The 21,956-nt window shown below is 71.7% G+C and carries 24 protein-coding genes; 11 read left to right on the top strand and 13 right to left on the bottom strand.

Going from position 1 to position 21,956, the window contains the following annotated elements:
* Positions 1-22 precede the first annotated feature (22 nt).
* Positions 23-1,072 carry a glycerophosphodiester phosphodiesterase family protein gene (locus BM051_RS11765; RefSeq protein ID WP_092530108.1) on the bottom strand — a complete coding sequence of 350 codons (1,050 nt, stop codon included), beginning with the start codon at positions 1,070-1,072 and terminating at the stop codon, positions 23-25.
* A gap of 111 nt (positions 1,073-1,183) precedes the next feature.
* On the opposite strand from BM051_RS11765, the gene BM051_RS11760 reads away from it, so the two are divergent.
* The 4 genes from BM051_RS11760 to BM051_RS11750 all read left to right on the top strand — a co-directional run bounded on the left by BM051_RS11760 (position 1,184) and on the right by BM051_RS11750 (position 5,352).
* Positions 1,184-1,939 (top strand): MerR family transcriptional regulator, encoded by a 756-nt coding sequence (locus tag BM051_RS11760; RefSeq protein ID WP_092530107.1) that lies wholly within the window; start codon positions 1,184-1,186, stop codon positions 1,937-1,939.
* Between the two features lie 521 nt (positions 1,940-2,460).
* A complete protein-coding gene (locus BM051_RS11755) occupies positions 2,461-3,657 on the top strand; it encodes an ATP-binding protein (RefSeq protein ID WP_092530106.1) in 1,197 nt (398 codons plus the stop codon).
* Between the two features lie 361 nt (positions 3,658-4,018).
* The gene (locus tag BM051_RS29000) at positions 4,019-4,168 is read left to right on the top strand and encodes a hypothetical protein (protein ID WP_166677664.1); all 150 of its coding nucleotides are present in this window, start codon (positions 4,019-4,021) and stop codon (positions 4,166-4,168) included.
* 260 nt (positions 4,169-4,428) lie between these two features.
* Entirely contained in the window at positions 4,429-5,352 is a 924-nt protein-coding gene (locus BM051_RS11750; protein ID WP_092530105.1) for a bifunctional helix-turn-helix transcriptional regulator/GNAT family N-acetyltransferase, read from the top strand.
* A 42-nt stretch (positions 5,353-5,394) separates the two neighbouring features.
* On the opposite strand, the gene BM051_RS11745 is transcribed toward BM051_RS11750, so the two are convergent.
* Genes BM051_RS11745 through BM051_RS11735 form a run of 3 tightly spaced genes read right to left on the bottom strand, consistent with a single transcriptional unit; the run spans position 5,395 to position 6,529 of the window.
* Positions 5,395-5,613 carry a DUF3072 domain-containing protein gene (locus tag BM051_RS11745; protein ID WP_092530104.1) on the bottom strand — a complete coding sequence of 73 codons (219 nt, stop codon included), beginning with the start codon at positions 5,611-5,613 and terminating at the stop codon, positions 5,395-5,397.
* A gap of 59 nt (positions 5,614-5,672) precedes the next feature.
* Positions 5,673-6,239 (bottom strand): peroxidase-related enzyme, encoded by a 567-nt coding sequence (locus tag BM051_RS11740; RefSeq protein WP_092530103.1) that lies wholly within the window; start codon positions 6,237-6,239, stop codon positions 5,673-5,675.
* Positions 6,224-6,529 (bottom strand): hypothetical protein, encoded by a 306-nt coding sequence (locus BM051_RS11735; RefSeq protein WP_092530102.1) that lies wholly within the window; start codon positions 6,527-6,529, stop codon positions 6,224-6,226. The genes BM051_RS11740 and BM051_RS11735 overlap by 16 nt, the downstream gene beginning before the upstream one ends.
* 78 nt (positions 6,530-6,607) lie before the next feature.
* Between BM051_RS11735 and BM051_RS11730 the strand changes: the two genes are divergently transcribed.
* From BM051_RS11730 to BM051_RS11720, 3 genes are read left to right on the top strand one after another with little or no spacing between them, the layout of a single operon-like run.
* On the top strand, positions 6,608-6,964 hold the full coding sequence (locus BM051_RS11730) for a YciI family protein (RefSeq protein WP_092530101.1): 357 nt from the start codon (positions 6,608-6,610) through the stop codon (positions 6,962-6,964).
* A gap of 8 nt (positions 6,965-6,972) precedes the next feature.
* Positions 6,973-8,211 (top strand): RNA polymerase sigma factor, encoded by a 1,239-nt coding sequence (locus BM051_RS11725; RefSeq protein ID WP_092530100.1) that lies wholly within the window; start codon positions 6,973-6,975, stop codon positions 8,209-8,211.
* A gap of 2 nt (positions 8,212-8,213) precedes the next feature.
* On the top strand, positions 8,214-8,786 hold the full coding sequence (locus BM051_RS11720; RefSeq protein ID WP_092530099.1) for a DUF6886 family protein: 573 nt from the start codon (positions 8,214-8,216) through the stop codon (positions 8,784-8,786).
* A gap of 218 nt (positions 8,787-9,004) precedes the next feature.
* Here the strand turns inward: BM051_RS11720 and mctP are convergent, their stop codons facing one another.
* Together mctP and BM051_RS11710 are read right to left on the bottom strand one after the other, a co-directional pair.
* On the bottom strand, positions 9,005-10,639 hold the full coding sequence (gene mctP / locus BM051_RS11715; RefSeq protein ID WP_092530098.1) for a monocarboxylate uptake permease MctP: 1,635 nt from the start codon (positions 10,637-10,639) through the stop codon (positions 9,005-9,007).
* On the bottom strand, positions 10,639-10,920 hold the full coding sequence (locus BM051_RS11710; RefSeq protein WP_092530097.1) for a DUF3311 domain-containing protein: 282 nt from the start codon (positions 10,918-10,920) through the stop codon (positions 10,639-10,641). Before BM051_RS11710 ends, mctP begins: the two co-directional genes overlap by 1 nt.
* A gap of 151 nt (positions 10,921-11,071) precedes the next feature.
* Here BM051_RS11710 and BM051_RS11705 point away from each other — a divergent pair, with 151 nt between their 5' ends.
* Complete coding sequence (locus BM051_RS11705) at positions 11,072-11,926, top strand: septum formation family protein (protein ID WP_092530387.1); 855 nt, start codon at positions 11,072-11,074, stop codon at positions 11,924-11,926.
* 110 nt (positions 11,927-12,036) lie between these two features.
* Entirely contained in the window at positions 12,037-13,662 is a 1,626-nt protein-coding gene (locus tag BM051_RS11700; protein WP_092530096.1) for an alpha/beta hydrolase, read from the top strand.
* Positions 13,663-13,725: 63 nt separating this feature from the next.
* On the opposite strand, the gene BM051_RS11695 is transcribed toward BM051_RS11700, so the two are convergent.
* From BM051_RS11695 to BM051_RS11675, 5 genes are all read right to left on the bottom strand, one after another.
* Complete coding sequence (locus BM051_RS11695) at positions 13,726-14,307, bottom strand: EndoU domain-containing protein (RefSeq protein WP_092530095.1); 582 nt, start codon at positions 14,305-14,307, stop codon at positions 13,726-13,728.
* Positions 14,308-14,331: 24 nt separating this feature from the next.
* Positions 14,332-14,625: a MafI family immunity protein gene (locus tag BM051_RS11690; protein ID WP_092530094.1), complete on the bottom strand. Its 294-nt coding sequence runs from the start codon at positions 14,623-14,625 to the stop codon at positions 14,332-14,334.
* Positions 14,626-14,632: 7 nt separating this feature from the next.
* Positions 14,633-16,288: an EndoU domain-containing protein gene (locus BM051_RS11685; protein ID WP_166677665.1), complete on the bottom strand. Its 1,656-nt coding sequence runs from the start codon at positions 16,286-16,288 to the stop codon at positions 14,633-14,635.
* A gap of 121 nt (positions 16,289-16,409) precedes the next feature.
* Positions 16,410-16,907: a hypothetical protein gene (locus tag BM051_RS11680; protein ID WP_092530092.1), complete on the bottom strand. Its 498-nt coding sequence runs from the start codon at positions 16,905-16,907 to the stop codon at positions 16,410-16,412.
* A gap of 5 nt (positions 16,908-16,912) precedes the next feature.
* The gene (locus tag BM051_RS11675; protein ID WP_092530091.1) at positions 16,913-17,455 is read right to left on the bottom strand and encodes a SigE family RNA polymerase sigma factor; all 543 of its coding nucleotides are present in this window, start codon (positions 17,453-17,455) and stop codon (positions 16,913-16,915) included.
* A 554-nt stretch (positions 17,456-18,009) separates the two neighbouring features.
* Between BM051_RS11675 and BM051_RS11670 the strand changes: the two genes are divergently transcribed.
* Both BM051_RS11670 and BM051_RS11665 read left to right on the top strand, forming a co-directional pair.
* Positions 18,010-18,309 (top strand): helix-turn-helix domain-containing protein, encoded by a 300-nt coding sequence (locus BM051_RS11670; protein WP_092530090.1) that lies wholly within the window; start codon positions 18,010-18,012, stop codon positions 18,307-18,309.
* A 63-nt stretch (positions 18,310-18,372) separates the two neighbouring features.
* A complete protein-coding gene (locus BM051_RS11665; RefSeq protein WP_092530089.1) occupies positions 18,373-19,662 on the top strand; it encodes an Nramp family divalent metal transporter in 1,290 nt (429 codons plus the stop codon).
* A gap of 340 nt (positions 19,663-20,002) precedes the next feature.
* Here BM051_RS11665 and BM051_RS11660 read toward each other — a convergent pair whose 3' ends face one another.
* Complete coding sequence (locus BM051_RS11660) at positions 20,003-21,208, bottom strand: DUF6297 family protein (RefSeq protein ID WP_243859441.1); 1,206 nt, start codon at positions 21,206-21,208, stop codon at positions 20,003-20,005.
* 103 nt (positions 21,209-21,311) lie between these two features.
* Entirely contained in the window at positions 21,312-21,917 is a 606-nt protein-coding gene (locus tag BM051_RS11655; protein ID WP_092530088.1) for an ABC transporter ATP-binding protein, read from the bottom strand.
* Positions 21,918-21,956 lie beyond the last annotated feature (39 nt).

The raw sequence follows: 21,956 nt of genomic DNA, 5'->3' as shown, positions 1-21,956 counted from the left end.
TGCTAGAAATCTGTAGAGAGTGTTAGCGGCGGAGCGGGTACGACCGGGGCAGGCGGAAGCCGCGCTCCTCGGCCACCTCGCGCAGCCGGTCCGGGTAGTCGGTGATGATCCCGTCCACCCCGTCGTCGATCAGCTTGTGCATGGTGGCCTTGTCGTTGATCGTCCACGGGACGACCCGCAGCCCGGCCCGGTGTGCCTCGTCGACCAGCGCTTTGGTGGTGAACGGGACGTAGTCGGGGTCGGTGACGCTGCCACCCTGCGGGTTGCCGTGCACCGGCGACAGCGCGCTGGCCCCGAACGTGCGGACCGCGCGCACCGGGCTGCCGTCGAAGTCGTCGATGTCGAGCCCGCCCAGCCACGGCGACTTCCCCGGCTGGCCGACCTGGAGGAACTCGGGCTGGGTCAGGGCCACCGTCCTCAGCCACGGCGCGGTGCGGCGCATGAGCATCAGCGCGCCCCAGTCGAAGCTCTGGATGGTGGTGTTGTGCGCGAACCCGGAGCGGGTCACCTCCCACGCCGCGCGGCGGACGAACTGCTCCCGCGGCGCCGTCTCGTGTGGCGCGGCCGCCTCCACCTTCGTCTCGACGTTGAACCGGATGCCCCACGCGTGGTGCCGGCGCGCCAGGTCGAACACCTCGGCCAGCGTGGGCATCGTCGCGCCCGGCGAGAGCTGCTGGTCGGGGTGGTTCGGCAGCCGCTGCGAGCCGCAGTCCATCGTCCGCACCTGGGCGAACGTGAGGTTCTTGACGTACTTGCCGGCGTAGGGGAACTCGGGGTCGTCCGGGAACGCGGGCGCGGTGTCGGCGCACTTGGCCGGGTTGATCCTGCGGTCGTGGGTGACGACGTCCCGGCCGTCCTCGGTGATCTGGATGTCCAGCTCGAGTGTGGTCACGCCGAGCTCCATGGCACGACTGAACGCGGCGAGGGTGCTCTCGACGGTGAGGCCGAGGCCGCCGCGGTGGGCCTGGATGTCGAACTCGGGTCGGGGTTTCGCCTGCGCGGTGCCGAGGCCGGAGCCGAGCAGGCCGACGGTGATCGCGAGCGCCGTCGCGGTGCGGAGAAGTGAGCGCATCCCCGAAGGCTTCCACGGTCGGGTGAAGAACAGAAGACGCCGGCTTGACCTTGACGCTGCGTCAACTTCTACGGTGGACATCACCGACGAGATCGGGGGAGGCAGTCGCGCATGTCGAAGGAGTGGTCGATCCAGGAGGTCGCCCGTTCGGCCGGGACGACCAGCCGGACGTTGCGGCACTACGACGAACTCGGGCTGCTCCGGCCCAGCCGGGTGGGGCACAACGGCTACCGCTACTACGACCAGGGCTGCCTGGTGCGGTTGCAGCGGATCCTGCTGCTCCGCGAGTTGGGTCTCGGCCTTCCCACGATCGCGCAGATCCTGGACGGGGAGCGGGACACGGCGGCGGCGCTGCGTACCCACCTGAAGCTGCTCGAGCAGGAGCGGGAGCGGATCGGGCGGCAGATCGAGTCGGTGCGAACGACGTTGCGCAAGACGGAAGGAGGTGAGGAACTCATGGCGGACGAGGTGTTCGACGGGTTCGACCACACGAAGTACGAGCAGGAGGTGACCGAGCGCTGGGGTCGCGAGGCGTACGAGCGGGGCGACCGCTGGTGGCGCTCGCTCGGCGACGCCGAGAAGAAGGCGTTCCAGCAGGACCAGCTGGACATCGCGCGGGACTTCGCGCGGGCGCACCAGGAGGGCAAGGCCGCGGACAGCGACGAGGTCCAGGCGATCGCCCGACGCCAGTACGACTGGATCACGGTCGGCTGGCAGGGTGCGCGGCCGAACGCGGAGCAGTTCGCGGGCCTGGGCCAGATGTACGTGGACGATCCCAGGTTCACCGCGAACTACGACCGGCACGGTGAAGGCACGGCCGCCTTCATCCGCGACGCGATGAAGGTCTACGCGGAACGGAACCTCTGATTCGGGCCGATCCGGTGGGCGGGGCTGCAGACCCGCCCACCACTTCTCATGGAGGCGCTGGCGCCGCTGTGTCGATCGGTCACCCAGCCACCACCCTGCCGAGGTTCCCGGTAGTGCTGCTCGGGGAACGCACCCTCGGCGGGCGCGGGCGCCGCACCAAGCGCGGCCCGGCCGTTCCCACGCCGGGTCGGGGCGCGCCCCACCCCGCGGGTTGCAAGCTCCAGCCATTCCCCTCCCCACCCCGATCCGAAGCCGCCTTGCGGTCGGCGGTGCCGTGTCAAGGCACGCTTTCCCGCCTTGACACCGTGCCGACGACCGTCGACACGATCGGGCTTCGGGGTGGGCCCAACACCCGAAGCCCGCCTCTCGCGGGTTCGTTCCAGGCGGGCCCTCGGGGTCCTGGCGCACAGGCCGGTGCCCTGCTCTGGCGGCGAACCGCTCGTAGCCGTGAGCCGCGACACGCCCTACCGGTTTCTGCACCAATATCGGGTCCAAGCTAGAGAAGCCAATAGATTGACATGATGGATCCGGTCCGCAACCCGTTCGCGCCCGGTGCCGGTCAGCGGCCGCCCGAGCTCGCCGGGCGGGAGCGCGAGCTGACGGCCTTCGAGGTGGTGCTGGAACGCGTCGCGCGGGGGCGGCCGGAGCGCAGTCTCGTGCTCACCGGCCTGCGCGGCGTCGGCAAGACCGTTCTGCTCGGTGAGCTGCGCTCGATGGCGCTGCGTCGCGGCTGGGGCGCCGGCAAGATCGAGGCCCGGCCCGACGCCGACCTGCGCCGCCCGCTGTCGGCGGCGTTGCACCGGGCCGTCCGGGACCTCGCGGTGAAGCACCGTGCCCCCGACCGGGTCGACGACGTGCTCGCGGTGCTCAAGGCCTTCGCCCTCCGCGCCAACAAGTCCGACGCCAAGCTGCGGGACCGCTGGCAACCCGGCATCGACGTGCCCGCGGCCACCGGCCGCGCCGACTCCGGCGACATCGAGATCGACCTCGTCGAGCTGTTCACCGACGTGGCCGAACTCGCCGCCGACGTCGGCACCGGCGTCGCGCTGCTGATCGACGAGATCCAGGACCTCCGCCCGCCGGACGTGTCCGCCCTGTGCGCCGCCTGCCACGAGCTGTCGCAGTCCGGCGCGCCGCTCGTGGTGGTCGGCGCGGGGCTGCCACACGTGCCCGCCGTGCTCTCGGCGTCGAAGTCGTACTCCGAGCGGCTGTTCCGCTATGCCCGCATCGATCGGCTGGAGCGCGCCGAGGCCGACCGGGCCATCCTCGCCCCGGTGGAGCGCGAGGGCGCCGGGATCGCACCGGCCGCGCTCGACGCGCTGTTCGCGGCCTCCGGCGGCTATCCCTACTTCATCCAGGCCTATGCCAAGGCCGCGTGGGACGCCGCTCCCGCCGACCCGATCACGGACGAGGACGTGCGGGTCGCCGCCCCTGAGGCCGAGTCCGAGCTGGCGGTCGGCTTCTTCGGCTCCCGCTACGAGCGGGCCACCCCGGCGGAACGCGAGTACCTGCTGGCCATGGCCGAGCTGACCCAGGGCCGCGACGAGAGCGCCGGCACCTCGGACGTCGCCGTCTTCCTCGGCCGGAAGCCGTCGTCGCTGTCGCCCGCGCGGGACAGCCTGATGAAGAAGGGCCTGGTGTACTCCGCCGAGCGGGGGCACATCGCGTTCACCGTGCCGCACTTCGGCAACTACCTGCTCAGCCGCACCGAGGACTGACGCACCGGCGCCGGGTGTGAACGAGTGCCAGGGCCTCCCGGCGCCCGCCCGACCTGGGGTGCTCTTCGGCGCGTCGGGGCGATGGTGGGCAACCCCGCCCGAGCGCCCCTCCCGATGTCCTGACTTCCGGGGCTACCGCCTTCTAGCGCTGTCTAGGGTTTTTCCGATAGTCGTCCCGACACGGACTGGCGTTACCGAAACGTGACCAGCACCACGAAGAAGCTCTTGAGATTACCCGCAGGTTGCCGGAGATTCATCGGCAAGTGGGCTAGTTCACCGGAGAATCGGTGGAGACTTTGTGAAAAAAGGTGCATACTGGAGGGGCAAGGTCGTCGTGGGACTGTCGAGGGAGTGCTGAACTATGCCGAACATCGCCGCCAAGCTTCGAGCTCGTCGCGCCGAGGCGCGGACCCGCCGGGCGCTGAACCGCGCGATCGACAACGCCGCCACCGCCACCATGCGGCAGGAGCTGATCGCGATCGCGCAGGCTCGGCAGAACCACCTGCGCTGACGGCGGACCTGGGCCCCAAGATTCACCCAAAAGAGTGATGTAGGACACAGTAGGCGCGGGGTGTAACGCGACCGCGGGTCGCGTCGATACCCCGGATGACCCCGTGATGCTGGCGGACCCCCGACCTGGCAGCATCACGGGGTTTCCACGTTTCCCGGCCCTCTTCCAGCGCGTCCCCCCTCGCGGCCTCCTGAGAAGGTCGTGCTTCACCCCCTCTGCCCATACCATTGACTGAGTCAACGAATCAGTTGGAGTGGTCAATGGAGACACGGAGCGAGCGGGTCGCCCGCGTGCGGCGGTTCAACCGGTTCTACACCGAGCTGATCGGCGTCCTCGACGAAGGACTGCACGGCAGCAGGTTCTCCCTCACCGAGGCGCGGGTGCTCTACGAGCTGGCCCAGGAAGGGGTCCGGGAGGTTGCCGACCTGCGCAAACGCCTGGACCTCGACGCCGGGTACACCAGCCGGCTGCTCGCCCGGCTGGAGTCGCGCGGCCTCGTCGTCCGCGAACGCTCCGACAGCGACGCCCGCCGGCAGGTCGTCACGATCACCGACGTCGGCCGCGTCGAGCAGGCCGTGCTGGAGCGGCGCGCCGAGGAGGACTTCGGCGACCTGCTCGGCCGGCTTCCCGAAGACGACCAGCGGCGCCTGCTCGGCGCGATGGACACCATCACCCGGCTGCTCGACGAACCGCGCCGGGACGCCCCGCTGGTGCTCCGCCCGCCGCGGCCCGGCGACCTCGGCTGGATCGTGCACCGCAACGGCGTCCGGTACGCCCAGGAGTACGGCTGGGGCGCGCCCTACGAGGCACTGGTCGCCAGTGTCGCCGCCGACTTCCTGGACAACTGGGACGACCCGAGGCAGGCCGGCTGGATCGCCGAGCTCGACGGCGAGCCGGTCGGAGCCGTGCTCTGCACGCGCGGCTCCGCCCCGGACACCGCCAAGCTCCGGCTGCTCCTGGTCGAGCCGAGGGCCCGGGGTCGCGGGGTGGGTCGCCGGCTGGTCGAGGAATGCGTCGCGTTCGCCCGCGGTGCCGGCTACGCGGCCATCGAGCTGTGGACCAACGACGTGCTCACCGCGGCGCGGCGGATCTACCAGGCGGTCGGGTTCGAGCTGGTCGACCGCGAGCCGCATGACCGCTGGGGGCAGGGCCTGGTCGGCGAGACCTGGCGGATGCGGCTCTAGGCCGGCGCGCGTCGGCGGGCACCCGGCCGGTGCGCAAGCCGTTCAGTCCGCGCCGCGGCCGGTGCGCCGCTGCAGCTCGTCGATCAGCTTGGACGCCTCCACCTTGGTCAGCCCCTCGGGCACCTCCTCGCCGGCCTCCTGGGCGAGCGTGTGCAGGTAGGACTCCTGCGGCCCGGTCATCGGCTCGTCGCCGGTGACCCAGTCCTCGGGATCCTTCTCCGGCCGGGGCGTCACGTCGTCCGTGTCGGGGGAATCGGCCATCCGTCCTCCTTTCTCGACCACCAGTTCGACGGTAGCCGGCACCTCCGACAGTCGCACGGTCAGCGGCCCATGCCGTAGAACTCGGGGTTGGGGCGCAGCGCCGTCAGGTGCGCGAGCCGGTTCGACATGGCGAACAGCGCGGTGATGGCCCCGACGTCCCAGATCTCGTCGTCGGTCAACCCCGCCGCCCGGGCGTCACGCAGGTGCTCCTCGCCGAACCGGGCCGAGTCGCGGGTCAGCGCCAGCGCGAGGTCCACGATCGCCCGCTGCCGCGTGTCCAGCTCCACCTGCCACGGGTTGCTCGACACCCGGTCGGCCAACTCGGGGTCCTTCGACCGGATTCGCAGGATGGCGCCGTGCGCCACCACGCAGTACGTGCAGTGGTTCGCCCCGGAGGTGGCGACCACGACCAGCTCCCGCTCGGCCTTGCTCAGCCCTTCGGCGCGGTCCATCAGCGCGTCGTGGTAGTCGAGGAACGCCCGCAGCTCGGCCGGCCGGTGGCCGAGCGCGCGGAAGATGTTCGGCACGAAGCCGGACTTCTCCGCGATCACCCCGATCCGTTCCCGCAGGTCCTCCGGCAGCTCCTCCGGCTCCACCACCCCGAACCGGCTCACCCGTTCGTCCATGACCCCACGCTAGCGCTCCGGGCCCGGTTCGGGGGCCAGTCGCCCGGCCGGTGCACGGTGACCTTCCGCCGGCCCGTGCTGGTCACGCCGTCGGCCCGCGGCATCCGGAACGCCCCGCCGACGACCGCCCGGGACGCCGAGGCGAGCCCCGCGATGTCCTGCTTGATGTCACTGGGCTTGATGTCACGGGGCCGCAGCCGCGGCCCGGCCAGCCGCCGGATGTCCGCGGCGTGCCGGCCCCGGCGCAGCCGCTCGAGCTCGTCGAGCAGGTCCGTGGACGGATCGGGCATAGAGTCGCGGTAGTCGTGTCGATTCCGGCCGCCGCCGTTCGTCTCCGTGGCGTCCGATCGACCCGAGGAGGGATTCAGATGCCCCAGTACGTGGGATTCCTGCGCAACGACCGCACGGTGGTCGCCGACCTGGGCCCGGACGAGATGCAGCGGACGCTGGAGCGGTACCTGGCGTGGAGCGAGGAGCTCGAGAAGGCCGGCACGCTGCTGACCGGTGGCGGCCTGTCGCGCGGCGGGCGGGTGTTGCGCGCCGAGGGTGCCGAGCTGGTGTCCACCGACGGGCCGCACACCGAGGCGAAGGAGATCGTCGGCGGGTTCCTGGTGATCGAGGCAGCCGACCTCGACCAGGCGGAGAAGATCTTCGGCACCCACCCGCACCTGCGGTTCGGCCCGATCGAGGTGCGCAAGATCGGCGAGCGCGGCTGCGAGGACTGAGGATCGCGATGCCGTCGGTAGCTCAGCCGACTGGAGTGGTGGAGCACCTGTTCCGGCACAGCTCCGGTCGGCTGATCGCGACGTTGGCCCGCCTCCTCGGCCCGGACCGGCTGGACCTGGCCGAGGAGGCGGTCGCGGACGCGCTCGAGCAGGCGTTGCGCACGTGGCCGCACAGCGGGGTGCCGAACAACCCGCGTGGATGGCTGTTCCGCGCGGCCCGCAACCGGGCCGTCGACCTGTTGCGCCGGGAGCGGTCGCTGCGGGACAAGCTGCCCGCGCTGGTCGAGCTGGACCACGCCGCGCTCGACGGCGACTCCGGCCAGGACGACGAGTTGGCCATGATGCTGCTGTGCTGCCATCCCGACCTCCCGGTGCCGGCGCAGGTCGCGCTGACGTTGCGCACGGTGGGCGGGCTCGGGGTGCGGGAGATCGCGGCGGCGTTGCTCACCAAGCCGGCGACCGTGGCGCAGCGGCTGACCAGGGCGAAGCGGTGGTTGCGGAACTCGGGGCAGCCGCTGGAGCTGCCGCCGCCGGAGGCCGTGCCGGCGCGGGTGGACACCGTGCTGTCGGTGCTGTACCTGCTGTTCAACGAGGGCTACGGCGCCACGTCCGGGGAAGCCGCGGTGCGCGCGGAGCTGTGCGGCGAGGCGATCCGGCTGTCCCGCCTGCTGCTCACCGACCGGCGGACCGATGTGCCGAGGGCCAGGGCATTGCTGGCGCTGATGCTGCTGCAGGCGAGCCGGTTGCCCGCGCGGGTGGACGAGCGCGGTGACCTGCTGCTGTTCGACGAGCAGGACCGCGGGCGGTGGGACCGGTCGATGATCGCGGAGGGGACGCGCATGTTCGCCGCCGCGTGCGTGGGCGCCGAGCGGTCGGCCTACCACGTGGAGGCGGCGATCGCGTTGTGCCACGCGGCGGCGGAGAAGCCGGGGGACACCGACTGGCCGCGGATTGTGGAGCTCTACGACCAACTGTTGACGCTGCGGCCGTCGCCGGTGACCCGGTTGAACCGGGCGATCGCACTGGCCATGGTGGACGGTCCGGAGGCGGGGATCGCCGAGCTGGAGCGGCTCGGGGCGGAGCCGCGGCTGCGGGAGTACCCGCAGCTCCCGGCTGCGTTGGGGGCGCTGTGGTCGCGCGCCGGCCGACCGGACCTCGCGGCCGAGCACTACCGGCGGGCGTTGGAGCTGCCGGTGTCGGCGCCGCAGCACCGGTTCCTGCGCCGGCGGCTGGCGGAGTGCGGGTAGCCGTGCGGCCGGAACCCGGCGAGGTCCTGCACTTCTCCGAGGACCCGACGATCACGCGGTTCGTGCCGCACGTGGCGGCGACCGCGCGGCAGCGGGACGCGTACGTGTGGGCGGTGGACGCGGCGCGGGCGCCGGCCTACTGGTTCCCGCGGCAGTGTCCGAGGGTGCTGGCGTGGCTGACGCTGGCGAGTGATCCGTCGGATCGGGAGCGAATTCTCGGCCCGGGTGGTGGGGAGCGGGTGCACGCGATCGAGTACCGGTGGCTGGACCGGCTGCGCACGGCGCGGCTGTTCGCGTACCGGTTGCCGGCCGAGCCGTTCACCCCGTTCGGGTCGCCGGAGCCTTCCGCGCACGTGGCGACCGAGCCGGTGACGCCGCTCGGCCCACCCGAGCCGGTGGGCGACCTGCTCCGGTCACACGAGGAAGCGGACATCCAGCTGCGTGTGCTGCCGAACCTGTGGTCGTTCTGGGACGCGGTGGTCGCCAGCACCCTGGGGTTCAGCGGCATCCGCCTTCGCAACGCCCAACCCCGCTGGGGCGAAGGAGCGTCGCCACCGCTTGGCCCCATCGGGTGAAAGCGCTTCAGTCGCGGCATTCCGCCTGGTAGTCGTGCATCCCCCACCCGTTCCCGGGGGGCGGCCCTGTGTCCAGTCTATCGGTGCGGGGAGGCGCGTGGGGGGGCCACGGGAAACTGTGGACAGCTGGGGGCGGTGGGAGCGCGCCAATGGAGCTCTCGGGTCTGATGTCCCTCCGATGGGTTACCCAGTCGCATTCCGCCGTCCCCGGGCCCGGGTCAGTGCGCGCCGATCGGGCGGAGGCTCTTGTCGTGCTCGTCGACGTGGTAGTCGGGCCCGTTGGTGTCGTCGACGCCGTTGAACGCCTTGAACCGCCGCGCGACCAGGGTCACCGCCACGGCCACCAGCAGGTTCGCCACCAACGCCACGATCCCCACGTAGATCTGCACCTGCGACCCGGCGAACGGCTCCCACCCGAGGATGCTCAGCTTCTCCAGCGCCAGTGCCGAGCCACCGAAGTGCTCCTTCCCGGCCACCGGGTTCGGGATCGTGTACAGCAGGTACAGCCCCCACGCCATCCCGACCGTCCACCCGGCGATCAGCCCCCACCGGTGCAGCCACCGCGTGTACAGCGCGATCGCCACGGCCGGCAGCGTCTGCAGGATGATCACCCCGCCGATGAGCTGCAGGTCGATCGCGTACTGCGGGTCGATGAACACGATGAACGCCACCGCGCCGAACTTCACCACCAGCGAGGCCAGCTTCGCCTGCTTGGCCTCGTCCCGCGGCGTGGCGTCGCGCCGGATGAACTCCTTGTACACGTTGCGCGTCCACAGGTTCGCCGCGGCGATCGACATGATCGCCGCCGGCACCAGCGCGCCGATCCCGATGGCCGCGTAGGCCAGCCCCGCGAACCACGACGGGAACATGTCGCTGAACAGCTTTGGCACGATCGTGTTGCCGTCCGGCCTCCCGGTCGCGTTGTTCGTGATCGCCTGCGTCCCCGCGGCGATCGCGGCGAACCCGAGCAGCGCCAGCAACCCGAGCAGCACCGAGTACGCCGGCAGCGCGGACATGTTGCGCTTGAGCACGTCCCGGCCGCGCGACGCGAGCACCCCGGTGGCCGCGTGCGGGTACAGGAACAGCGCCAGCGCCGAGCCCAGCGCCAGCGTGGCGTACTGCAACTGGTTGTTCGGGCCGAGCAGCACGCCGTCCGCCGGCGACGGCGTGGCCTCGAACTTCGCCCGCGCCGCGCCGAAGATCTCGCTCCACCCGCCGAGCCTGATCGGCAGGTAGATCACCGCCACCAGGATCACGACGTAGATCAGCACGTCCTTGACGAACGCGATCAGCGCCGGCGCCCGCAGCCCCGACTGGTACGTGTACAACGCGAGGATCACGAACGCGATGAGCAGCGGCAGGTGCCCGAGGAACCCGGCCCCGTTGAAGCCCATCGTGCGCAGTACCGCCTCGAGGCCGACGAGCTGCAGCGCGATGTACGGCATCGTCGCCACGATGCCGGTGATCGCCACCAGCGTCGCCAGCACGGTCGAGCCGTACCGCCCGCGCACGAAGTCGGCCGGGGTGACGTAGCCGCGCGCCCGGGACACCGACCACAACCGCAGCAGCGGCAGGAACACCAGCGGGTACGCGATCACCGTGTACGGCATGGCGAAGAACCCCATGGCGCCCGCGCCGAACAACAGCGCCGGCACCGCGACGAAGGTGTAGGCCGTGTACAGGTCACCGCCGATCAGGAACCAGGTGATCCACGAGCCGAACTTCCGCCCGCCGAGCCCCCACTCGTCCAGGTGGTCCAGCGTCGCCGCCCTCCGCCATCGGGACGCGACGAACCCCAGCACGGTGACCAGCAGGAACAGCGCGCCGAAGACGATGAGCTCGATCCACTGCATTACCGGTCGCTCCCCTCGTCCAGCTCGTCGACGTCCCGCGGCGCGCCTCGCGCCGGCACCGAGGGCTTCCTCCGGGTCATCCGGTACACGGTCGCCGTGCACACCACGCCGACGGCGATGCCGACGAACTGGAACCAGTAGAAGAACGGCATGCCGAACAGGACTGGGTCCACCCGGTTGTACAGCGGGGTGAGCAGGATCCAGAACGGGAGGATCAGCAGGAGGTTCCACGGGCTGAGGACCAGCCCGCTCACCCTCCGGTCGGCCTTGCCAGCGGACATGCGCCTCGCCTTTCACTCGTACCTGCGGCGCGGGGGCAGGCGTAGACCCTAAGTCCTCGGTACGGTCTCGTCACGCGGGTCGGGTATCGATTCGATCAGGGTGGTCCGGGGTGGGCGGTTCCGGGCCGGTAGCGTCAGCGCGGGGGTGGCGATGGGCAGGCGGAAGGGCTTCACGCTGGTCGCGGCCGCGGTGCTGACCGTGACCGGCACGAGCGCGTGCACCACGGAGGTTCCGGGCACGGCCGTGCCCGGCGCCGCGCCACCGAGCACGGCCAGCCGGCCGACCGGCCAAGCCGGTCCGGACCCGCGGCCCGCGCCGGGCCAGTGCGTGACGCCGCCGCGGAACACCACGGTGCTCGACTGCGCCCAACCGCACACCGTGGAGATCGTCAAGGCCGGCATGCTGGACGCCGACGTGCGGAAGGAGCGGGTGGAGATCTTCCGTGCCGTGTTGCCGGAGTGCCGCGCCGAGGTGGGCAGCTACCTCGGCAACACCGGCTACGACGCCACCACGCTGGGTGCCTGGCTGCTCTGGGCCGGCGAGGAGGACTGGCAGCGCGGTGACCGGTGGTACCGGTGCGGGGTGGCCCAGCTCGACGCGGACGGCGAGCCCGAGTCGCGAACCGGGTCGGTGCAGGGTGCGCTCGCCGGTGCCGGCCTGTACGACTTCCAGCTCTGCTCCGCCGAGCTGCCGTCCCGCAGTCGGGTACGGCAGGTGCCGTGCGATGGGCCGCACGTCGGCGAGGCGATCGGGGTGGTGCCGATGGGCCAGCCGAGTGACCCGGTGCCGACCAGGGAGGCGTTCGAGGCGGAGGCCCGTCCGCGGTGCACCGAGATGGTGCACACCTATCTCGGCGCGCAGCGTGACGACGTGTTCGCCTCGTGGCGCTGGCCGGACGAGTCGTCCTGGCGGGAGGGCTTCACCAACGTGGTCTGCTACGCCGAGACGGCCGAGCCGGTGACCCGCCCGTTGCGCGGGATCGGTGACGCCCCACTACCGCGGTAGGAGATCACCCCGTTGGCCGACGAAGGAGTGTTGCCCATCCCGTGGTCACCGGTTATCAATGACCGGTCCCGGGCCGTGGGCCCGGAAGATCGACGACGAGGGACGACTACATGAATCGACTGCGCCGCGCCGTGGGGATCCCGGCGATGGCGGGCCTGATGCTGGCCGGGACCCTTCCGGCCGTCGCGGAGCAGCCCGCGGAGGCAGGGCGGAAGCCCGCCGAACTGAACTCCACCGGCATCCCCGCCCGGTACGCCAACCAGGCCCTCGACTGGCACCCCTGCACCTCGGATGAGTTGCCCAGCCCACCGCCGCCCGGCGCCGAGGGCATCGAGTGCGCGACGTTCGCCACCCCGCGCAACTGGGACCGTCCCGACGACCGGATCGACCTCACCATCGCGGTCAGCCGGCTCAGGGCGACCGGCGGCGAGGCGACCGCGAGCGTCCTCACCAACCCCGGCGGCCCCGGCGCGCCGGGGCGCGGGTTCCCAGCGCGGCTGCGCAACCAGCACAAGCTGCGGGAGCACCAGGACATCATTGGTTTCGACTCGCGGGGCACCGGGAAGAGCTCGAACATCACCTGCGGCGGCGCGATCGGCACCGGCAGCTCGCTCGACCCGCGGGACCGCGACCGGCCCAACCTCAACCTGATCCTGGACGCCACCCGCTACACCGCGCACTCCTGTCAGGTGAAGTCGGGGGAGCTCGGCCCGCTGATCAACACCTACCAGACCGTTCGGGACATCGACCTGCTCCGGGTGCTGCTGGGCCGGGACAGGATCAACTGGGTGGGTTACTCGGCCGGGACGTGGATGGGCGCGCACTACGCGACCACGTTCCCGGAGCGGACCGGCCGGTTCGTGCTCGACTCGGCCACCGAATTCACCACGAGGTGGCAGAAGTCGTTCGACTGGCAGCCGATGGGCTTCGAGCGCCGCTGGCGGCAGGACTTCCTGCCGTGGATGGCGAAGTACGACTCGGTCTACCACTTCGGCACGACCGGTGAGGAGGCCCGGCAGAGCTACGAGCGGCTGCGCGCCGCGCTCGGCGTGCGCCCGGTGGAGCTCGACGGCGAGCGGGTCGGGCCCAACGAGCTGGACTCCCAGATCGCCGGCGCGCTGTACAACAAGCGGGCCTTCCCCGGCCTCGCCGAGACGCTGGTGAACCTGCGCACGCTGGTCGAGGGTTACGCGACCGCCGAGCAGCGGGCCGCGGCGGCCGAGCGGGTGCGGGCGGCGAACGTCAGCGACAGCGGGGTGACCGGGCCGCAGCCGCTGAGGGTGCCCACCGACTACGACGACGCCTTCGACGCGAGCTTCTGGACCATCCCCTGTAATGAGGGTCCGTGGTTCGGCAACCGAAGCTCGGTGGTCAGGCAGTCGGAGCGGTTGGGCCGGCAGTACCCGTTGTTGGGCTGGGGGTGGCTGATCCAACCGTGCGTCTTCTGGAAGCACAAGCCGATCGAGCTGCCGGTGGTGGACGGCAGGGGTGTGCCGCCGGTGCTGATCGTGCAGTCGGTGCACGACCCAGCGACGCCGATCGAGGGCGCGCGGCGGGCGCACCGGGCCTTCGCGAACTCGCGGATGTTGACCATCACCGATGAGGGAGACCACGGGATCTACGCCGGTGGCAACGCGTGCGCCGACGATGTCGTGGAGCGCTTCCTGGTGGACGGCGTCGTGCCCGACGACACGAGTTGCCCGGGCATGCCGCTGCCGGTGCCGCCCGGCGCCTGACGTTCGCCCAGGTCCCGCCGGCCGCCCACCCCGGCCGGCGGGGCTTCTCGCTGCTCCTGGGCGTCAGGCCGGTGGCGTGACCGCGGCCAGCACGCGGTCGCGGTCGTTGAGGTAGGGGTGGCCGGCCAGCGGGGTGTCGAAGCCGGTCAGCAGCCGCCGGAGGTGGTCTCGTTCGTCGGCGTCCAGCGGGAACGGTCGAGCGGTGAGGTGCGCGGCGAGCTCGTCGGCGAGCTCCTCCCACTCCCCGGACCAGTGCAGTTCGCGGTAGTGCGCGAGATCGGCGGCGTCGAGCCGGTCGGCGAGGCTGTCGAGCAGCGCGGCCGCGAAGTGGCCGACGCCCCCGGCGACGAGGTCGGCCAGGGTCGGGTTGGCGGGGTCGGCCGCGGTGTCCGGGTTGCGGGTGACCCCGGGACCGCCGGTGGGGTAGGCGGTGAAGACCTCCCCCGCCGCGTCGAGCAGGACCACGACGTCGACGCCGTCGCGCGTCCCCGCCGTGCGCCACCGCCCGTTGGGCAGCCGGCGCGGCCGCTCGTCGGGGCGCTTGGCGACGTCGAGGATCGTCGCCATGATGCGGTCCCGGTCCCAGCTCGCCGGGAACTCACTCGTTCCACGCCGCCCCGTCCCCGGCGCGTGCCCGCCACCCATCAGTACACTCCCGTGCTTCCGAACTCACGCCTCGTCATTGGCTACAACAAGCCTTCCCAGATATTCTTCGGGCTTCAATGTGAAGGGCACAAACTTGTCTGGATCGAAATGTTTCACCATTCTCGAGATGAGTGCGTACTCTGGATTGGATATCCTGACTCGATCCTCTATCAGTGATTCCAGCACGGTCTCGGTGAGGAGGTCCCACTCGCCATGACCCCAGTAGTTGTCCGCTTCGTTCCAGCGCTGTTCGGACAAGCGGCCCTTCAGTCGGTCCAGTAGCTCTCGCGACCGCTGGTCGAACTCGTCGTAATCCATATGCTTCTCACTTCACCTGCGGTCGTACGCCTGGGCCGGAGACTGGCCATGCCGTTCTGATCGTGCCGTCAGGGTTCACTATCACTTCGATGAGCACGCCATCCCTCGTCCCCGTCGCCTTCCATCGGCCGTGATGATTCGGCTCGATGGAGTCAGGGTTTCGAGCAACACTCTCGATTTTCGAGATGGTTGTCTCGTCCGTCCATCCTGCAGGAAAATGGCTCTTCTTGTTGTTGCTTCCTGCTCGATGGCCACCGCCGGTCTTGTCCCCGTCAAGAATATGCGTCACCCGCTCCGGGGGGATGTGGATCTGGTCCGGTCGGGGGTGCGGGCCGTGCACCTGGTTCCACTTGCCGGCGAGCTCGCCGCCGACCACGTCCTTGACCTCGCTCAACGTCGTGGCTTCCGAGCCACCGGGACCACCGGACGCGGTGAAGCGGCCGAGCGCGTCCAGGTGGCGGCTTGGCAGCAGTTCGACCGCTTCCTCGATCCGGGTGAGGTACCGGTCGTCGGGCAGGACGTCGAGCCCGACCGCGAGTGCGGCGGCGACTACCGCCGCGGTTCGGGACAGCCCGCGCGTCAGGAACGTGTCCAGCACGGCGGTGAACGGTTCGATCGATTCCAGCACCGCGCCTGCCAGCGCGACCGCGTCCTCCACCCGTGCCCGCTGCCACTCGATCGCCATCGCCAGTGAGCGGCACGCGGACGACATCGCCTGCACCGCCGCGTACGTGCGGTCGAACGGCGCGTCCTGCGCGCAGATGTCACCACTGCACAGGCCGGACCAGTAGTCACGGATGACGCTGAAGACCGCTCCGCTGTTGTTGTCGACCATGGCGAGCACGTCCTGCGTCGCCGCGGTGTTCGCGTCGGCGAGCGCCCGAGCCAGGGCGCTCCAGGTGTCCGCCGCCGCGTGCAGCCGCTCCTCCCACGCGTTCGGCCAGTACCTCGTGACCTCGTCGGGAACAACGGCTTCCTTGCCCGGTCCACCGGTGGTGGGCGGCCAGGTCAGCACGTAGTCCACCTTGACCCCGGGAAACGGGATCCGGTCCACCGGCCCACCGCCGGAGGCCTCCTCCGCCTCGGCGAACGTGTTCCCGGTGTCCTTCAGCGCCATCGACACGTCGCCGAGGACGCTCACCACCTCGGCCACCGCGTCGGCGACCGGTCCCCGGCAGACGTCGTAGCCGTCCCGCCACCGGGCCAGGCACGAGTCGGGACCGGCCATCCCGGTGATGCCGCGCAGCTCTGCCGACGCCACCTCGACCGCGTCGAGCAAGCGCGCCTGAATGTCGGCGATCTCCCGCACCGTCAGCCGCACGTCGTCGAGAGCGATCTCGAAGTCACCAGCATCCGAGCCACCGACGGCGCCACCGCCGCCCCACAGCCGCACCGCCGAGCCCGCGGCCCGGCCGTAGTTGTCCTGGATCGTGGTAGAACGCTGACGGACCTGGCGCAGCACGTCCCGCAGCTCGTCGGCCGCGCTCAGCCACTCCGCGCGTCGCTGCTCGTAAGCCTGGGACGCCTCGCCGTCCCAGGTGGCGCGCAACGGGGCGACGGCCTCGTCCAGCTGGACGAGCAGCTCGTCCCACACACCGCCGACACCACCCAGTGCGTCGTGCTGCTCCCGCAACGCGCCGAACGAGACCTTGATGAAGGCCACCCCCACGTCCCCTCACGTTCGGCGGATCTCCCGATGCCGACGGTAACAGTGGGGTGCACCACGGGCATCCGCTGAGCGGTGGAGACCAAGGGCGTTCGCACGGCAGCGAGGCCGTCGCGGGTCAATCGGCTGGCGGTGCCGCGCCGGCGGACGGTGCCGTGACGGGGGACTGCGCAGGCGGGCGGGCGTGGGCGCTCTCCGCGGTCGGCGGGACGGGGGCTCCGACCGTGTGACCCGGGGTGCCCGGTCGCGGGTCGACCGGGGCCGGCGGCCGCGCCGTCGAGCGGGTCGGGTAAGGCGTGGGGGAGCCCACCGGGGCCGAGGGCGGCTGCTCCGGCGCCGGTGCCCGCGACGGCGGTTCCGGTTCGGGTGACGTCGGGCCGACCACGGACCCGCCGGGGCCGGCCGGCACCTGCGCACCGCCGGTTCCGAACCGGGTGGCGGCGCCGATCAACACCACAACCACCGCGGTGGCCAGCGCCGTCGCGGCGATGGCCATCCTCCGGCCGCGCCGGCGGACCCTGGCTCCGGTGCGGATGATCTCGTCAGCGTCGAGCCGCAACGGTGGCCCGGCCGCGTCCAGCTCGGCGAACAGCGCGCGGATGTCGTCGTCCCGCATGGCCGTCACCTCCTCGTCTCACCGGTCATGGCCGACTCACCGAACTGTGGGAACTGTGGGCCCAACAGCCGGCGCAACGCCACCAGCCCCCGCGCGGCCTGGCTCTTCACCGTCCCCGTCGAGCAGCCCAGCACCGCGGCCGTCTCCTCGACGCCGAGGTCCTCCCAGTACCGCAACACCAGCACCGCCCGCTGTTTCGGTGGCACCGCGGCCAGCGCGGCGGACAGCACCATCCGCGCGCCGGTGTCGCCGCCGGCCGCGGCCGGCAGCTCCGGCGGCTCCCCGGTCAGCTGCTCGCGCCGCCGCCACAGCCGCCGGTTCTCGGCCAGGAAGGTGCGCACCACGACGCGCCGCGCGTAAGCGTCGAGCGCGTCGTGGCGGCTCAGCCGTGGCCAGGCCACGTACAGCTTCACCAGCGCCGTCTGCGCGATGTCCTCGGCGCGATGCCAGTCACCGCACAGCAGGTACGCCGTCGAGCGCAGCATGTGCGCCCGCGCGGCGAAGTACTGGCTGAACTCGCCGTCCCACGGCGATCGGGCAGGGGCCACCGTCAGGGGTGCCCGCCGGCGGGGATGTCGGTGGGCACACCGGTGACCGCCGGTCGCGGCGCCGCCGGCGTGGTCTCCGGCGGTCGCGGCGCCGCCGGCGTGGTCTCCGGCGGCTGGGGTGCGGGGGGTTGCACCGTTGCCGGTGGCTGGGGTGCGGGGGGTTGCCCCGTTGCGGGTGGCTGGGGTGCGGGGGGTTGCACCGTTGCCGGTGGCTGGGGTGCGGGGGGTTGCACCGTTGCCGGTGGCTGGGGTGCGGGAGGTTGCACCGTCGCCGGTGGCTCGGGCGGGGTCATCGCGTTGGCCACCAGCGGGACTCCCACTCCGGCCGCGACCACCACGGCCACCGCCGACACGATCAGTCGGGTACGCATACCGCTCCCTGCTCTCGGGGCACCGCCGCGGGTCGACGGTGCCTGGCACGGGTACACATGCCTCGAGCCGCGTCCCGGGTTGCATCCGATGCCGGCGAGTTTGGTCCACAGCCTGTGAACAGGTTCGTCCACAGGCTGTGGACAACGAGCTGTGGATGAACCCCGACCGGTACCATCGGCACCATGGTCCGAGTCCCGTTGAGCGAGGCCGAGCGCGCCCGCGGCGAGCGGCTCGGTGCCGCGCTGCGCGCGGCCCGCGGCCCCCGCAGCATGGTCGACGTCGCGGCGGAGGCCGGCATCTCGGTGGAGACCCTGCGCAAGATCGAGACCGGCCGGATTCCCACCCCGGCCTTCTTCACCGTCACCGCGGTGGCGGAGGCGGTCGGGCTCGGACTCGACGAGCTGGTGTCGGCTGTGGACAGCCCTGTCGACGACGCCGCCGGCGCCGCCGGTCCGGCGCACCGTTGCCGAGCCGTTTCCTAATGCCCGGTTAATTTCCGCTTTGCCCGCTTTCTGCGAGGTGTGCGTCGGGTTACGTTGCCTGCCATGTCGAGCGAAGTGAGTCACAGTGAGGTGACCGCACCGCCGCCCGTGGGGTGGCGGGCGCGGCTGCGGCAGGTCGGTCCCGGCATCATGGCGGCGGCCACCGGCGTCGGCGCGGGCGACCTGGTCGCCACGATGGTCGCCGGCGCCCGGTTCGGCTACGTGCTGCTGTGGGCGGTGATCGTGGGCACGATCTTCAAGATCGTGCTGGCCGAGGCGGTCGGTCGCTGGCATCTGACGTCCGGGCGAACGCTGCTGGCAGGCTGGCGCACGCTGGGCCGGTGGGTGCTGGTGTACTTCGGCGTCTACGCCGTGATCTGGGGCTTCGTCTACGGCGCCACCGCCATGTCGGCCTCCGGGCTGCCGCTGAACGCGCTGTTCCCGGAGATCTCGGTGCGGTACTGGGCCATCCTGTGCGGCCTGCTCGGGTTCGTGCTGGTGTGGTTCAGCCGGTACGCGCTGATCGAGAAGGTCATGACGGTGTTCGTCGGCGTCATGTTCGTGACGGTCGTCGGCACCGCGATCCTGGTCGCGCCGAACCTGCTGGAGGTCGGCAAGGGTTTCGTCCCGAGGCTCCCGGACGGGTCGTTCGTCTACGTTCTCGGGCTGATCGGCGGCGTGGGCGGCACGATCACCATGGCCGCGTACGGCTACTGGACGATGGCGAAGGGCTGGCGCTCGGCGCGCTGGCTGTCGATGATGCGGCTGGACAACGCGGTCGGCTACGTCACCACCGGCATCTTCGTGGTGGCGATGTTGATCGTGGGGTCGGAGATCCTGCTGGGCGAGAAGATCGTCGGCGGTGACAAGGGCCTGCTGATGCTGGGCGACACGCTGGCCGCGGACTACGGCCAGTGGGCGCGGATCCCGTTCCTGATCGGGTTCTTCGCCGTGGCGTTCAGCTCGCTGGTCGGCGTGTGGAACGGGGTGAGCCTGCTCTTCGCGGACTGGTGGCGCACCTGGCGGCTGCCGGCCTCCGCGCCGGAGGAGAGCTTCGAGGACTACGAGCGCAAGGCCGGGCTGCGCAGCACGGCGTACCGCGGTTACGTGCTGTGGCTGACGTTCCCGCCGATGGCGCTGCTCTTCCTCGATCGGCCGTTCCAGCTCACCGTGACCTACGGCGTGCTCGGCGCGCTGTTCATGCCGTTCCTCGCCGGGACGCTGCTGGTGCTGCTGAACTCCCGCCGGGTGCCGGCGGAGTACCGGTCCCGCTGGCTGTCCAACGGACTGCTGACGATCTGCCTGATCATGTTCGCCTACCTCGCGGTGAACGAGATCGTCGAGCTGTTCTAGTCAGCAGCCGCGGTGTCGGGCCGCCGAGCGACCGGCGGCCCGACACCGCGGCGACGCGAGACCGCCAGGTGGCGCGGTGCACACCGAACCCTTGACAAGCTGAGAAGCGGCGCCTACGGCAGAACCCACCCACCCTTCGGGGGCCGGCGCCCTGTTCCAGTTTATCGCCTGTGGGGGCGCCAAACGGGGTGTGCCGAAATCTGTGGATCACTACCGGGTGATGTGGACAGATCACGTCGGCGTGTTCGCCGCTCCCGCCACCGTGTTCGCCGTTCCCGTACGCGTGTTGGCCGTTCCCGTACGCGTGTTGGCCGTTCCCGTCAGGTGAGCGGTCGATCCGCTAGAACAGCACGCACCAGGCGGTGAGGACGGCGGCGACGACCAGCGCGGGCCAGCCGAAGGGCAGCACGGCCAGCAGCAACACCCCGACGATCCCCAGGTCGGGACCGCGCACCGCCTGCGCCGCCAGGCCCACCGGCAGCTGCCCCAGCGGAGTGTCGGTGGCGCCGACGTTCGCGTAGTTCAGCGGCCGCCGCGTCGCCGCGCGCAGCACGGTGCCGGCGGCCAGCGGCACCGCCAGCCACGCCGTGCCGGCCAACGGCGCACCCAGCGCCGCCACCACGACCCCGAGCACGAGGGCCCACCCGGCGGCGAGCGCCCCGATCACCACGGCGAACCGCACCCGCAGCGCCCGGTCCGACCCGTCCACCCACCGCCGCAGCCCCGGCGACCGCCACAGCTCGCCGAGCCCGCCGCCGAACGGCATCAGCGCAGCGAACCCGCCGAGCGCCACCAGCACCGCGTCCGGCAGTCCGGGCAACGCCACGTGCGCCACCCCCACGGTGACCGCGACCAGCACCGCCGGCCCGACGTACCGCGCCCGGCCGAGCACTCCCAGCCACGCCAGCCGCACCACCGTCGCCCCGCGCAGCGATCGGCCGCCCACCGGCCGCGCGGCGGGCAACATGAGCATCGGGTCGAGGAACGTCACCGCGACGGCCCGGACGACCCGTTCGGCCCAGCCGTCCACCAGCCGCTGCCGCCCGGCTCGCACCGCCACCGGCACCCGCAGCGGCGACCACGGCCACCCGACCCCGGCGGCGGCCAGCAGCACCGGCACCGCCCCGGCGACGAGCAGCGCCGCACCCGCGTGCCACGCCACCGGCGGCAGCGTGTTCACCGCGGCCAGCAGCGCCCCGACGTAGCCGATCGCGAGCAGCCGTGCCGACCACATCCGCCACAGCCGACCGGACACCGTCCGCACCCGGTCGCCGTCGGCGAAGTCCAGCCAGGTCAGCGCGGCCGGTTCGGCCCACACGAAGCTCCGCCGCAGCAGCGACACCGAGCCGAGCGCCCAGGCCGCCATCACCAGCCCGAGCACCGCACCCGCCGGCACCGCCGACCCGGCCAGCAGCAGGTCGCGCCAGAAGTCGAGCCGGTGGAACGCGGTGATCAGGATCCCAACGGCGAACAGCGCCACCAGCGTCGGTGTGTCACCGGTGAAGATCCCGGCGAACCACGGCCGCCCGGGAAGCCGGGCGCTCACGGCCCCTCCCCGCCGGGCCGCGCTCCGCCGGATGGGGGGTCCGCGAACGCACGCGTGCTCGCCGGCCGGGTGCGCGATGCCGCCGCGGTCATGGCGGGACCGCTCACGTCAGGTCGAGCACGTGGTCTGCCGAGTCGAGCAGCGGCGGGTGGTGGGTGGCCAGCACCACCGCGGCCCCGCCGGCCACCGCCCTGCCCACCAGCGTGTCCAGCCACTTCTTGCCCGCCGCGTCGAGCGCGCGCTCCGGCTCGTCCAGCAGCAGCACGTCGAACGGGCGCGCGGTGGCGCCGAGCAGCAGCAGCCGGCGCCGCTGCCCCGCGGAGAACGACCCGGCGGTCACCTGGGCCCGCTCGGCCAGCCCCGCGTCGGCGAGCAACTCGGCGGGGTCGTCCGACATGTCGCCGAACGACCCGGCCAGCAGCTCCAGGTGCTGCACCGGGGTGAGCTCGGCGAAGAAGTCCGCGTCGTCCAGCAGCACGGACACCCGCCGGCGGAAGTCCCGGTCCCGCTCGTCCGGCCGCCGGTCGGCCACCCGCGCCGTGCCCTCGGTCGGTACCTGCATGCCGTAGAGGCAGCGCAGCAGGGTTGACTTGCCGCTCCCGTTGGGCCCGACCAGCGCGAGACACTCTCCGGCGGCCAACCGAAGGTCGAGTCCCCGGAACAGCCACTCGTCCCCCACGCGGACGCCAAGACCGTCCACCTCGATCACCCGACCGAGGCTACCGAAACGGCGCCTACCACGTCCGGA

Source organism: Amycolatopsis arida (assembly GCF_900115565.1).
GTDB lineage: Bacteria > Actinomycetota > Actinomycetes > Mycobacteriales > Pseudonocardiaceae > Yuhushiella > Yuhushiella arida.
The sequence above is the reverse complement of the archived record's forward strand: the minus strand, read 5'-3'. Positions and strand labels throughout refer to the sequence as shown.

Coding starts and splice junctions, on each gene's coding strand:
- mctP (WP_092530098.1), bottom strand. CDS start 10,639: ATGCAGTGGATCGAGCTCATCGTCTTCGGCGCGCTGTTCCTGCTGGTC.
- BM051_RS11735 (WP_092530102.1), bottom strand. CDS start 6,529: ATGCCCGATCCGTCCACGGACCTGCTCGACGAGCTCGAGCGGCTGCGC.
- BM051_RS11765 (WP_092530108.1), bottom strand. CDS start 1,072: ATGCGCTCACTTCTCCGCACCGCGACGGCGCTCGCGATCACCGTCGGC.
- BM051_RS11725 (WP_092530100.1), top strand. CDS start 6,973: ATGCCGTCGGTAGCTCAGCCGACTGGAGTGGTGGAGCACCTGTTCCGG.
- BM051_RS11730 (WP_092530101.1), top strand. CDS start 6,608: ATGCCCCAGTACGTGGGATTCCTGCGCAACGACCGCACGGTGGTCGCC.
- BM051_RS11745 (WP_092530104.1), bottom strand. CDS start 5,613: ATGGCCGATTCCCCCGACACGGACGACGTGACGCCCCGGCCGGAGAAG.
- BM051_RS11710 (WP_092530097.1), bottom strand. CDS start 10,920: ATGTCCGCTGGCAAGGCCGACCGGAGGGTGAGCGGGCTGGTCCTCAGC.
- BM051_RS11670 (WP_092530090.1), top strand. CDS start 18,010: ATGGTCCGAGTCCCGTTGAGCGAGGCCGAGCGCGCCCGCGGCGAGCGG.
- BM051_RS11690 (WP_092530094.1), bottom strand. CDS start 14,625: ATGGATTACGACGAGTTCGACCAGCGGTCGCGAGAGCTACTGGACCGA.
- BM051_RS29000 (WP_166677664.1), top strand. CDS start 4,019: ATGCCGAACATCGCCGCCAAGCTTCGAGCTCGTCGCGCCGAGGCGCGG.
- BM051_RS11695 (WP_092530095.1), bottom strand. CDS start 14,307: ATGGGTGGCGGGCACGCGCCGGGGACGGGGCGGCGTGGAACGAGTGAG.
- BM051_RS11665 (WP_092530089.1), top strand. CDS start 18,373: ATGTCGAGCGAAGTGAGTCACAGTGAGGTGACCGCACCGCCGCCCGTG.
- BM051_RS11705 (WP_092530387.1), top strand. CDS start 11,072: ATGGGCAGGCGGAAGGGCTTCACGCTGGTCGCGGCCGCGGTGCTGACC.
- BM051_RS11760 (WP_092530107.1), top strand. CDS start 1,184: ATGTCGAAGGAGTGGTCGATCCAGGAGGTCGCCCGTTCGGCCGGGACG.
- BM051_RS11755 (WP_092530106.1), top strand. CDS start 2,461: ATGGATCCGGTCCGCAACCCGTTCGCGCCCGGTGCCGGTCAGCGGCCG.
- BM051_RS11740 (WP_092530103.1), bottom strand. CDS start 6,239: ATGGACGAACGGGTGAGCCGGTTCGGGGTGGTGGAGCCGGAGGAGCTG.
- BM051_RS11700 (WP_092530096.1), top strand. CDS start 12,037: ATGAATCGACTGCGCCGCGCCGTGGGGATCCCGGCGATGGCGGGCCTG.
- BM051_RS11750 (WP_092530105.1), top strand. CDS start 4,429: ATGGAGACACGGAGCGAGCGGGTCGCCCGCGTGCGGCGGTTCAACCGG.
- BM051_RS11680 (WP_092530092.1), bottom strand. CDS start 16,907: ATGCGGGACGACGACATCCGCGCGCTGTTCGCCGAGCTGGACGCGGCC.